This is a genomic window from Cellulophaga algicola DSM 14237, from assembly GCF_000186265.1.
GTDB lineage: Bacteria > Bacteroidota > Bacteroidia > Flavobacteriales > Flavobacteriaceae > Cellulophaga > Cellulophaga algicola.
Window position 1 is genome coordinate 2,699,426 of sequence record NC_014934.1, and the last position, 13,936, is coordinate 2,713,361.

6 protein-coding genes are annotated in these 13,936 nt (G+C 34.2%); 5 read left to right on the forward strand and 1 reads right to left on the reverse strand.

Going from position 1 to position 13,936, the window contains the following annotated elements:
* Positions 1-61 precede the first annotated feature (61 nt).
* On the forward strand, positions 62-4,360 hold the full coding sequence (gene rpoC / locus CELAL_RS11825) for a DNA-directed RNA polymerase subunit beta' (RefSeq protein WP_013551143.1): 4,299 nt from the start codon (positions 62-64) through the stop codon (positions 4,358-4,360).
* A gap of 14 nt (positions 4,361-4,374) precedes the next feature.
* Positions 4,375-4,680, forward strand: coding sequence for a DUF3467 domain-containing protein (locus tag CELAL_RS11830; RefSeq protein ID WP_013551144.1), 306 nt, complete (start codon positions 4,375-4,377; stop codon positions 4,678-4,680).
* A 56-nt stretch (positions 4,681-4,736) separates the two neighbouring features.
* On the opposite strand, the gene CELAL_RS11835 is transcribed toward CELAL_RS11830, so the two are convergent.
* On the reverse strand, positions 4,737-6,326 hold the full coding sequence (locus tag CELAL_RS11835) for a peptide chain release factor 3 (protein WP_013551145.1): 1,590 nt from the start codon (positions 6,324-6,326) through the stop codon (positions 4,737-4,739).
* A 418-nt stretch (positions 6,327-6,744) separates the two neighbouring features.
* On the opposite strand from CELAL_RS11835, the gene CELAL_RS11840 reads away from it, so the two are divergent.
* Genes CELAL_RS11840 through CELAL_RS11850 form a run of 3 tightly spaced genes read left to right on the forward strand, consistent with a single transcriptional unit; the run spans position 6,745 to position 13,687 of the window.
* Positions 6,745-10,752, forward strand: a complete 4,008-nt coding sequence (locus CELAL_RS11840; RefSeq protein WP_013551146.1) for an Ig-like domain-containing protein — start codon at positions 6,745-6,747, stop codon at positions 10,750-10,752.
* A 37-nt stretch (positions 10,753-10,789) separates the two neighbouring features.
* Entirely contained in the window at positions 10,790-11,740 is a 951-nt protein-coding gene (locus CELAL_RS11845; protein ID WP_013551147.1) for a PorP/SprF family type IX secretion system membrane protein, read from the forward strand.
* Between the two features lie 9 nt (positions 11,741-11,749).
* The gene (locus CELAL_RS11850) at positions 11,750-13,687 is read left to right on the forward strand and encodes an OmpA family protein (protein WP_013551148.1); all 1,938 of its coding nucleotides are present in this window, start codon (positions 11,750-11,752) and stop codon (positions 13,685-13,687) included.
* Positions 13,688-13,936: the final 249 nt, after the last annotated feature.

Sequence of the window (13,936 nt, forward strand, 5' to 3'; positions counted from 1 at the left end):
AATAGGTTTTTGAGAGACACTATTTAGTAAAACAATTTTAATTTATCATCACCATATTGTTATGGCTAGACAAAGAGATAATAACACAATAAAAAGGTTCGATAAAATTTCAATAGGCTTGGCCTCACCAGAATCTATTCTGGCAGAGTCAAGAGGAGAAGTTTTAAAGCCTGAAACTATTAACTATAGAACGCATAAACCTGAGCGTGACGGTCTTTTTTGTGAGCGTATTTTTGGCCCAGTTAAAGATTATGAATGTGCTTGTGGTAAATACAAGAGAATTCGTTACCGTGGTATCGTTTGTGATCGTTGTGGGGTAGAAGTTACCGAAAAGAAAGTACGTAGAGATCGTGTAGGTCACATTAACTTAGTTGTTCCTGTTGCTCACATATGGTATTTCCGTTCTTTACCAAATAAAATTGGATACTTATTAGGTTTACCTTCTAAGAAATTAGACATGATCATCTATTATGAGCGTTATGTTGTAATTCAACCAGGTATTGCTAAAGGCCCTGAAGGTGAAGAAATCAATAAAATGGATTTCTTAACTGAAGAGGAGTATCTTAATATATTGGAATCAGTTCCAGTAGAAAATCAATATTTAGAAGATTCTGACCCTAACAAGTTTATCGCTAAAATGGGTGCTGAGTGTTTAATAGATATTTTAGCACGTATCGATTTAGATGTGCTTTCTTATGAATTAAGACATAAAGCAAATACTGAAACTTCTAAGCAACGTAAGACTGAAGCACTAAAAAGACTTCAAGTTGTTGAGTCTTTAAGAGAGTCTCAAGAAAATAGAGAGAACAGACCTGAGTGGATGATTATGAAAGTAATCCCAGTTATTCCACCAGAATTACGTCCTCTAGTTCCTTTAGATGGTGGTCGTTTTGCGACTTCAGATTTAAATGATCTTTACAGAAGAGTTATTATTCGTAACAACCGTCTAAAAAGATTGGTTGAGATTAAAGCTCCTGAAGTAATTCTTAGAAACGAGAAGCGTATGCTTCAAGAATCTGTAGATTCTTTATTCGATAACACAAGAAAAGCTTCTGCTGTTAAAACAGAATCAAACAGACCGTTAAAGTCTCTTTCTGATTCATTAAAAGGTAAACAAGGTCGTTTCCGTCAAAACTTATTGGGTAAACGTGTAGATTATTCAGCACGTTCAGTAATTGTTGTAGGACCAGAATTAAGATTGTTTGAATGTGGTATTCCTAAGGATATGGCTGCAGAACTTTACAAGCCTTTCGTAATACGTAAGTTAATCGAAAGAGGTATTGTAAAAACAGTTAAGTCTGCTAAGAAGATTATAGATAAAAAAGAGCCTGTAGTTTGGGATATTCTTGAAAATGTATTAAAAGGTCACCCAGTTTTATTAAACAGGGCTCCTACATTACACCGTTTAGGTATTCAAGCATTCCAGCCTAAATTAATTGAAGGTAAAGCGATTCGTTTACACCCATTAGTATGTACTGCATTTAATGCGGATTTTGATGGGGATCAAATGGCGGTTCACTTACCATTAGGTCCAGAAGCAATTCTGGAATGTCAATTATTAATGTTGGCTTCTCACAATATATTAAACCCTGCAAATGGTTCTCCAATTACGGTACCATCTCAGGATATGGTCTTGGGTCTGTATTATATGACCAAAGAACGTAAATCAACTCCTGAAGTTCCTGTTAAAGGTGAAGGCTTAATTTTCTATTCTGCAGAAGAGGTAGTTATTGCCCATAACGAAGGAATGGTAGATTTAAATGCTGGCGTTAAAGTAAGAGCAAAAAACTTTAATGAAGCTGGTGAGTTGGTGTATCAAATTATTCCAACTACTGTAGGTAGAGTATTGTTCAATAGAATGGTGCCGGAGAAAGCTGGTTATATTAACGAAGTATTAAATAAAAAATCTTTAAGAGATATTATTGGTGGAATTTTAGAGGCTACAGATGTACCTACTACTGCTGATTTCTTGGATAAGATTAAAACAATGGGTTATGAGTTCGCTTTCAAAGGTGGTCTTTCATTCAGTTTAGGAGATATTATTATCCCACCTGAAAAGCATGAAATGATTGCTGATGCTAATGGACAAGTTGAGGGTATTATGGCCAATTATAATATGGGTCTTATTACCAACAACGAACGTTATAACCAAGTAATTGATGTTTGGACATCTACCAACTCACAGTTGACTGAATTAGCGATGAAGCGTATTCGTGAAGATCAACAAGGATTCAACTCTGTGTATATGATGCTTGATTCTGGTGCGAGGGGTTCTAAAGAGCAAATCCGTCAGTTAACAGGTATGCGTGGTTTAATGGCTAAGCCTAAAAAATCTACTGCCGGTGGTGGTGAAATTATTGAAAACCCTATTCTTTCTAACTTTAAGGAAGGTCTTTCAATTCTTGAATACTTTATTTCTACGCACGGTGCACGTAAAGGACTTGCAGATACAGCATTAAAAACTGCAGATGCTGGTTACTTAACACGTCGTTTAGTAGATGTTTCACAAGATGTTATTATTAACACAGAAGATTGTGGTACATTAAGAGGTATTGAAGTAGAAGCTTTAAAGAAAAATGAAGAAATTGTTGAAACTTTAGGAGAGCGTATATTAGGTAGAGTTTCTTTACATGATGTATATAATCCTTTGACGGAAGAATTAATTCTAAAAGCAGGACAAGAAATATTAGAAGTAGATGTAAGATTAGTTGAAGCATCTCCTGTTGATAAGATAGAAGTACGTTCTGCACTTACATGTGAGGCAGAGAAAGGTATTTGTGGTAAATGTTATGGTAGAAACCTTTCAACCAATAAAATGGTACAAAGAGGTGAAGCTGTAGGTGTAGTAGCTGCTCAATCTATTGGAGAGCCAGGTACACAGTTAACGTTACGTACATTCCACGTAGGTGGTATTGCGGGTAACATTTCTGAAGACAACAAGTTATCTGCTAAATTTGGTGGTGTTGCTGAGATTGAAGATCTAAGAACAGTAACGTCTACAGATAATGAGGGTAATCCTAGTGAAATTGTAATCTCTAGAACTTCTGAGATTAAAGTTGTTGATGCTAAATCTGGTATCGTTTTAAGTACGAATAATATCCCTTACGGGTCTCAGTTATTTGTTAAGAACGGATCTAAAGTCGCTAAAGATGAAGTAATTTGTCAATGGGATCCATATAACGGAGTTATCGTTTCTGAATTTCCAGGAAAGATTGCTTACGAAAATGTTGATCAAGGGGTAACCTATCAGGTAGAAATTGATGAGCAAACTGGTTTCCAAGAGAAAGTAATTTCTGAATCTAGAAACAAAAAGTTAATACCTACTTTACTTATTATGAATAGTAAAGATGAAGTATTACGTTCATACAACTTACCAGTAGGTTCTCACATTATGGTAGATAACGGTGAGAAAATTAAAGAAGGTAAAATCTTAGTTAAAATTCCACGTAAGTCTGCTAAATCTGGGGATATTACCGGTGGTCTTCCAAGAGTTACTGAATTGTTTGAAGCACGTAACCCTTCTAATCCAGCTGTTGTTTCAGAGATTGATGGTGTTGTTTCTTTCGGTAAAATTAAAAGAGGTAACCGTGAGATTATTATAGAATCTAAATTAGGTGAGGTTAAAAAGTATTTAGTAAAACTTTCTAATCAAATATTAGTACAAGAGAACGATTATGTTCGTGCTGGTATGCCACTTTCTGATGGATCTATAACTCCAGAAGATATCTTAAAAATTAAAGGTCCATCTGCTGTTCAACAGTATTTAGTGAACGAAGTTCAAGAAGTATATCGTTTACAAGGGGTGAAGATTAATGATAAGCATTTTGAGGTAGTTGTACGTCAAATGATGCGTAAAGTAAGAATTCAAGATCCGGGAGATACTATTTTCTTAGAAAACCAATTGGCACACAAAGATGATTTTATCACAGAGAATGATGGAATTTTCGCTAAGAAAGTTGTTGTAGAAGTAGGAGAGTCTGATACCTTGAAAGCGGGTCAAATTATTACACCACGTCAGTTAAGAGATGAAAACTCTGTATTGAGAAGAAATGATAAAGCTTTAGTAGAAGCTAGAGATGCAATTGCTGCTACAGCAACGCCAATACTGCAAGGTATTACACGTGCTTCACTTCAGACGAAATCATTTATCTCTGCGGCCTCTTTCCAAGAGACAACTAAAGTATTAAACGAAGCAGCAGTTGCTGGTAAGATTGATGATTTAGAAGGCTTAAAAGAGAATGTTATTGTTGGTCATAAAATTCCTGCAGGAACAGGAATGAGAGATTACGATAGTATAATCGTTGGTTCTAAAGAAGAGTATGATGAAATAATGGCTCGTAAAGAAGAATTTAAATTCTAAATAATAATGTGTTTATGAGTGATCAAAACCAGAAACAAATTAATATTGAGTTAGATGAAAAAACAGCGGAAGGAATTTATTCCAACTTAGCGATCATTAACCACTCTGTATCTGAGTTTGTAGTTGATTTTATAAGTATGATGCCAGGTGCTCCTAAGGCAAAAGTGAAGAGTAGAATTGTTCTTACTCCTCAGCATGCCAAAAAGTTCCTAAAAGCATTAAATGATAATGTCAAGAGGTTTGAGAGTGCTCATGGTACCATTAAAGATTACGAACAACCTCCAATTCCAATGAATTTTGGACCAACTGGAGAAGCTTAATAATAAAAAATCCCGTGATGTGAATCACGGGATTTTTTTTATCATTTTTTTAATGCTTATTCAAATTCAGATGTGAATTTTAAAATAACGCTAGGGTATTTCTGTTGCGTCATTTGTAACGAGAATTGAGAATCTGCAAGAAAAACTAATTGTCCTCTTTTATCTTTTGCTAAGAATTTCTGTTTTACACGTTTAAACTCTTTAAATTCATCATTTTTAGGATCTTTAGGAGCAACCCAACACGCTTTGTATACAGGGAAATTTTCATAGGTACACTTTGCACCATATTCATGCTCTAAACGGTATTGAATTACTTCATATTGTAGTGCTCCTACAGTACCAATAACTTTACGCCCATTTAATTCAAGGGTAAATAATTGTGCGACACCTTCATCCATTAACTGATCAATTCCTTTAAATAATTGTTTCGATTTTAAAGGGTCAGCATTATTAATATATCTAAAATGTTCAGGAGAGAAACTTGGTATTCCCTTGTAGTGAAGATTTTCACCTTCGGTTAAAGTGTCACCAATTTTAAAATTTCCAGTATCGTGTAGACCAACGATATCACCAGGATAAGAGATATCTACAATTTCTTTTTTCTCAGCGAAAAAAGCATTTGGACTTGAGAATTTTAATTTTTTATTATGGCGTACATGTAAATAAGGAGTGTTTCGTTCAAAAGTCCCAGATACAATTTTAATAAAAGCTAATCTATCTCTATGTTTAGGATCCATATTGGCATGTATTTTAAATACAAAACCAGTAAACCCTTTTTCGTTAGCTTTAACCAGGCGTTCTTCCGCCATCTTAGGTCTTGGAGTAGGGGCTATGTCAACAAAACAATCTAACAATTCTCTAACGCCAAAATTATTTAATGCAGACCCAAAAAATACAGGTTGTAAATTACCCGCTAGATATTCTTCTCTGTCAAACTCAGGATATACGCCATGAACTAGTTCTAGGTTCTCTCTTAAATCTGTAGCTGCTTTGGTCCCTATAATCTTTTCAAGCTCAGGATTGTTGATAGTGTCAAAAGCAATTACATCTTCAATATTTCTTTTATTATCTCCACTGAAAAGATTGATGTTTTTTTCGTAGATATTATAGATTCCTTTAAAATCGTAACCCATACCAATAGGAAAGCTTAAAGGAGTAACTCTTAATCCTAACTGTTGTTCAACTTCATCAAGTAAGTCAAAAGCATCTTTACCTTCACGATCCATTTTATTAATGAATACAATTATAGGAATTTTACGCATTCTACATACTTCTACTAATTTTTTAGTTTGTTCTTCGACACCTTTAGCAACATCGATAACCACAATAACACTATCTACAGCTGTTAGTGTTCTAAAAGTATCCTCAGCAAAATCTTTATGCCCAGGGGTATCTAAAATATTTATTTTTTTGTCCCTATATATAAAGGCTAAAACAGAAGTTGCAACAGAAATACCACGTTGTCTTTCAATTTCCATGAAATCACTTGTAGCTCCTTTTTTAATTTTATTATTTTTGACTGCGCCAGCCTCTTGTATGGCGCCACCAAATAGTAATAATTTTTCTGTTAGTGTGGTTTTTCCTGCATCTGGATGCGAAATGATACCAAATGTTCTTCTTCTTTGAATTTCCTTTTCAAAACTCATATTCAATGTTTTTGCAAAAATAGGATAAAATTAGTTGCTTGTTCTTTTTAATAAATATTTAAAATATATTAGACTTTTTTCAGTGTCTTTTTTTTGATTCAACTATTTGATAATGAGTGGTTAGAATTGTTAAATTCATCGATGAATAGCTTAATTCCTACAAGTGTAGGAAAATACCCGAAGTCTTTTTTTACCGTTTATCCGTATTTAAAACTGTTCAATTCTCTTAGGTTTATGTCATACATCGATTATATTTGCCGTTTAAAGATTAATGTGGATTCGTGCTAGCCGTGGTTTATCAATTATATTAATAAGCTATATCTTGCATCATATTTCTAAAGATCAGAAGACCCCATCTTCTTACTAAAATGTTATAACCTAAATGCCATGGTGATTAGTCAACTATAAACTAACGCATATGGATATTTTTACTTTAATAAATAAATATAGGAAACTACTAAGATTTTCCTATAAGTTTTTTCTTTTCCTTTTTGTATTTACTGCACTATCTTCTTTTAGTGGGTATAGCAAAGGATTAGACTTCGCAGTCTACTTTGTAGATTCAGATCGTGATAAAATCATCGATACAAAAGACTTAGATTCTGATAATGATGGAATCCTTGATACTGTTGAAGGATACAGTTCTTATGGGTCAAGAGACACCGATGGCGATGGTATTCCAGATTATTTAGATATCGATTCTGATAACGACGGAATTTTAGACAATGTAGAAGCTCAGACTACTGCAGGGTTTATTCCAGCGCTTGGAGTAGATAAAGATATGAATGGGTTGGATGATGCTTACGAGCATTGTCCTAAACAAGGCTTAACTCCTGTTGATACGGATGGCGATGGTATTCCAGATTATTTAGATATTGATTCTGATAATGATGGTATCTTGGATAATGTTGAAGCTCAAAATGATGCTAGTTATAATCCTAAAAGCGGTTTGGATGCTAATGGAAATGGGTTAGATGATCAATATGAGAATTATTACGGAACAGGTTTAACTCCGATAGATACAGATGGAGATAAAGCTCCAGATTATAGAGATTTAGATGCTGATAATGATGGTATTCTAGATAATGTAGAGGCTCAGGTTTCTTCAGCTTATACAGCGCCATGTGGTGTAGATTCGGATGGTAACGGTTTAGATGATCACTATGAGAATTCGCCGGGTTCTGGTGAAGGAATTACTCCAATAGATACTGATGGAGATGGTACACCAGATTTCAGAGATCTTGATTCTGATAATGATGGTTGTAGTGATACTATGGAAGCAGGGTTTATTGATGCGCTATTGTTTGAAAATAGAGATAGTAGACTTGGAAATGTAAGTCCACCGAGGGTGAATGCCATGGGTAAAGTTATTTCGGGAGAAAATGGTGAAGGTTATACTACACCATTAGATTCCAATGCGAATGGAATTTTAGATTTTCGTGAATCTGCCTATACTGATGCTTGTAATAAGATGATAACTGTTGTTGATGATACTGCTACAACAGAAGAGAATATACCAGTAGTTATTGATGTATTAGATAATGATTCAAACATACCTTCAGATGGAACCCTTACGGTAACAACACCAGAAAACGGAGTAGTTGTTATTAATGATGGTGGTACCCCAGATGATATTAGTGATGATACCATTACCTATACACCAAACGATGGTTTTACAGGTGAAGATGATTTTGAGTATACAATTTGTGATACATTAGGTAACTGTGAAACAGGAACTGTTACAATTGAAGTAACTACACCAAGTACTTTAATCGACGTTGTTGATGATACTGCTACAACAGAAGAGAATACACCAGTAGTTATTGATGTATTAGATAATGATTCAAACATACCTTCAGATGGAACCCTTACGGTAACAATACCAGAAAACGGAATAGTTGTTATTAATGATGGTGGTACCCCAGATGATATCAGTGATGATACGATTACCTATACACCAAACGATGGTTTTACAGGTGAAGATGATTTTGAGTATACAATTTGTGATACATTAGGTAACTGTGAAACAGGAACTGTTACGATTGAAGTAACTACACCAAGTACTTTAATCGACGTTGTTGATGATACTGCTACAACAGAAGAGAATACACCAGTAGTTATTGATGTATTGGATAATGATTCAAACATACCTTCAGATGGAACCCTTACGGTAACAACACCAGAAAACGGAGTAGTTGTTATTAATGATGGTGGTACCCCAGATGATATCAGCGATGATACCATTACCTATACACCAAACGATGGTTTTACAGGTGAAGATGATTTTGAGTATACAATCTGTGATACATTAGGTAACTGTGAAACAGGAACTGTTACAATTACGGTAGCAGCACCAGTAATTCTTGACGTTGTTGATGATACTGCTACAACAGAAGAGAATACACCAGTAGTTATTGATGTATTGGATAATGATTCAAACATACCTTCAGATGGTACCCTTACGGTAACAACACCAGAAAACGGAGTAGTTGTTATTAATGATGGTGGTACCCCGAATGATATTAGTGATGATACTATCACCTATACACCAAACGATGGTTTTACAGGTGAAGATGATTTTGAATATACAATCTGTGATACATTAGGCAACTGTGAATCAGGAACTGTTACAATTGAAGTAACTACACCAAGTACTTTAATTGACGTTGTTGATGATACTGCTACGACAGAAGAGAATACACCAGTAGTTATTGATGTATTGGATAATGATTCAAACATACCTTCAGATGGAACCCTTACGGTAACAACACCGGAAAACGGAGTAGTTGTTATTAATGATGGTGGTACCCCAGATGATATCAGCGATGATACCATTACCTATACACCAAACGATGGTTTTACAGGTGAAGATGATTTTGAGTATACAATTTGTGATACATTAGGTAACTGTGAAACAGGAACTGTTACGATTGAAGTAACTACACCAAGTACTTTAATTGACGTTGTTGATGATACTGCTACAACAGAAGAGAATACACCAGTAGTTATTGATGTATTGGATAATGATTCAAACATACCTTCAGATGGAACCCTTACGGTAACAACACCAGAAAACGGAGTAGTTGTTATTAATGATGGTGGTACCCCAGATGATATCAGCGATGATACGATTACCTATACACCAAACGATGGTTTTACAGGTGAAGATGATTTTGAGTATACAATTTGTGATACATTAGGTAACTGTGAAACAGGAACTGTTACGATTACAGTAGCAGCACCAGTAATTCTTGATGTTGTTGATGATTCAGCCATTACGGATGAAAATACACCAGTAGTTATTGATGTATTAGATAATGATTCAAACATACCTTCAGATGGAACCCTTACGGTAACAACATCAGAAAACGGAGTAGTTGTTATTAATGATGGTGGTACCCCAGATGATATCAGCGATGATACGATTACCTATACACCAAACGATGGTTTTACAGGTGAAGATGATTTTGAGTATACAATTTGTGATACATTAGGTAACTGTGATACGGGAACTGTTACAATTACGGTAACAGCACCAGTAATTCTTGATGTTGTTGATGATTCAGCCATTACGGATGAAAATACACCAGTAGTTATTGATGTATTAGATAATGATTCAAACATACCTTCAGATGGAACCCTTACGGTAACAACACCAGAAAACGGAATAGTTGTTATTAATGATGGTGGTACCCCAGATGATATTAGCGATGATACGATTACCTATACACCAAACGATGGTTTTACAGGTGAAGATGATTTTGAGTATACAATCTGTGATACATTAGGTAACTGTGATACGGGAACTGTTACGATTACAGTAGCAGCTTACGATGTTATTGATGCAGTAGATGATATTTATGAAACAACAACTTCAGGAGGGACATTAGAAGGTAATATTCTTGATAACGATCTATTGAATGGTGAACAAGTTTCTATATCAGAAGTAGAAATAACTTCTACGCCTACTGGTCCATTAATGGTAAACACAGACGGAACAGTTACAGTAGATACCGACACTGCTCCAGGAACTTATACTATAGCGTATACCATTTGTGAAATAGCAGTACCAACCAATTGCGATACAGCAACAGTTACGGTTATTATAGAAAATGATTATCAAAAAATAGAAGTTAACCAGATGGTAACGCCGAATGGTGATGGTAAGAATGATTTCCTATTCATTAGAAATGTGGAATTTGCCCTTAATAATACATTGAAAATTTTCAATAGATGGGGTATATCTGTGTATGAGGGAGAAGGATATAACAATCAAAATAATGTATTTGACGGACGTTCAAGAGGTAGATCTACTTTCTCTAAAGACGAGTATTTACCATCAGGTGTATATTTCTATATATTCGATTATCAAGATGTAAATGGTAAAGCAATAACTGATAGTGCTTATATCTATATAAGTAAATAAATAATAATAAATAATAGTACTGAGAACACTATATATTATGAATAAATTAATTTTTTTAGTACCCCTTGTTTTGGCATCGCTATTTTTTCAGAGCTCACAAGCTCAACAAGATGCGCAATACACCCAGTATATGTTTAATACCATGAGTGTAAACCCCGCTTACGCAGGTTCACGAGGACAGTTGAGTATTGGTGCCTTATATAGGTCTCAATGGGTAGGATTAGATGGTTCACCGACAACACAGACATTAAACCTACATTCCCCTATTAGGAATAGTAGATTGGGCTATGGCGTGTCAATAGTAAATGATGAAATAGGTAATGGAACTGTTCAGGAAACATATCTAGATGGAGTAATATCCTATACAATAGATGTTTCGCAAACTGGAAAGTTATCTTTTGGACTTAAAGCAGGAGGTAATTTATTAAATCTAGATTTTAATAAACTTCGAAATTTTGATAGCGAAACGGTTACTGGTGATAATATAGAAAACAAATTTTCTCCAAATTTTGGATTAGGATTGTACTACCACACAGATAAGTTTTATTTAGGTTTATCAGCTCCTAATATATTAGAGACAGATCATTTTGATAATTCTGCTCGTGATGCAAACTCGGTTGCTTTTTTGTCTACAGAGCGTATCAATTTTTATGCAATTACTGGGTATGTATTTGATTTGTCAAGTGATTTTAAATTTAAGCCTGCTCTTTTAACAAAAGTTGTTGGTGGAGCACCTTTACAAATAGATCTATCTGCTAATTTTATGTACAATGAGAAATTTACTTTTGGTGCAGCATATAGATGGGATGCAGCAGTAAGTGCTATGGCTGGTTTTCAAATATCAGATCAATTTATGGTAGGATTAGCGTATGATAAAGAAACAACAGAATTGGGGTCAACTAGATTTAACGATGGCTCTTTTGAAGTGTTTTTAAGATTTGAGCTAACAAGATCATTCCAAAAATTAGTATCACCACGCTTCTTCTAAATTACAATTATGCTTAGAAAAATACTTTATACAGTAGTTTTGCTACTTGTTTCAATAGGAAGTTTATCCGCACAAGACAAAAGTCTTGAACGCGCAAACGCTAAATACGATGAATTCTCGTTTACTCCCGCTATAGATATTTACAAGAAGGTTCTTGATAAAGGTTTTGTTTCTGCAGAACTTTTAAAGAAATTAGGAAATTCTTATTATTTCAATGCGGAATATAAAGATGCATCTGAAATTTACGGACGACTAGTTACAGAATATCCAACAGAGGTAACTCCTGATTATTACTTCAGATATGCTCAAACATTAAGAAGTTTAGGAGAATACGAAGCAGCCGATGATTTGATGAAGAAATTTTCGGATATGACATCTGGAGATTATAGAGCTAATAACTTTACCACAGAGAGAGATTACCGAAAAGAAATTAAAGAAAATTCTGGAAGATATAGTATAGGACCTTTTGAATCTAACACCGTTTATTCAGAGTTTGCACCATCTTACTATAAAGAAGGTTTACTTTTTTCTTCAGATAGGGATACTGGAAACCTTGCAAAATATAGACATACTTGGAATTCAAAAGACTTCTTGGATATTTATAAAATTAATGTTGATAGCGTTTCTATGAGCAAAGTAGTTAAAATGGATAAGGCGATAAATACGCGTTTTCATGAATCTACTACAGTAGCGACTAAAGATGGTAAAACAATTTATTTTACTAGAAATAATTTTAAAGAGGGTAAATCTGTTAAAGACGATAATGGCGTAATCCGATTAAAGATTTTTAGAGCTGTTATGGAAGATAGTATATTTGCATATATCGAGGAACTTCCATTTAATAGTGATAGTTATTCTGTAGCGCATCCCGCTTTAAGTCCTGACGAAAAGACATTGTATTTTGCCTCAGATATGCCAGGTACTTTAGGAGAATCAGATATTTTTAAAGTAACCATCAATGACGATGAAACTTTTGGTACTCCAGAAAATTTAGGGAATACCATAAATACAGAAGCAAGAGAAACATTTCCTTTTGTAACAAGTGAAGAAATTCTTTATTTTTCTTCAGAAGGACATCCTGGATTAGGAGGTTTAGATGTTTTTGCAACTAAGATTAAAGATAACAACTATACTGGCATTGTAAAAAATGTAGGGGAACCTATAAATGGAAAATTAGATGATTTTACATTTATTTTTGATGAAGATACAAAAACGGGTTACTTTGCTTCAAACAGAGAGAGTGGTTTAGGTAATGATGATATCTATAGTTTTGTTGAAAATATCCCATTAGAATTAGATTGTAAACAACCAGTTTCTGGTGTCGTTAGAGATAAAATTTCAAACCAAGTACTAGTAGGAGCTACTGTAAAAGTAATCAACGAAGATAATGTTGAAATTTTGCAGATCCTTACAGATGCTAATGGTTATTATGAGATTTTGATAGATTGTGATCAAGGTAATTTTATACGTGCAATGACAGATGGTTACATCCCTTCAGAAGAATATATGGGAGAATCTGATGGAAAACCACAGGTAATTGATTTCTACTTGGAGCGAGATAAAATTGGAGCTGGTTTTGGTGATGATTTAGCTAAGTTATTACAGTTGAGTACCATTTACTTCGATTTAAATAAATATAATATTAGACCAGATGCCGAAGTAGAAATACAAAAAGTTATAGCTGCAATGGAAAAATATCCAAGTTTAAAAATCAAAGTTAATTCACATACCGATAGTCGTGGTAAAGATGCTTACAATTTGTGGTTATCCCAAAAGAGAGCAGAATCTACTGTAGGGTATATGGTCTCTAAAGGAATATCTGCAGATAGACTTGAAGGCGAAGGTTTTGGTGAAACTAAATTAGTAAATGGATGTGGTAATAATTCTAAATGTTCTTCTAAGGAACATGACTTAAATAGAAGATCAGAATTTATTATTAGGGAATAGAATACTTTAAAAATTTAAATAAAAAAGCAGTTATCTTATTGGGTAGCTGCTTTTTTATTTATGTGTTTTTACTAATTTTAAGCCGCGATTTTGATCTAATTATCAGTTCTATTTAAAACGGCAACAATCTTTTTCATAGGGATATACTTCGGTTTTTCCTTGCTACACAACAAAATTTAGATAAACGATGTCTCGTTAGGTATTTTTACTGGGAATATAGCGGTGCCAATAATCACTTTAATTAGGTAG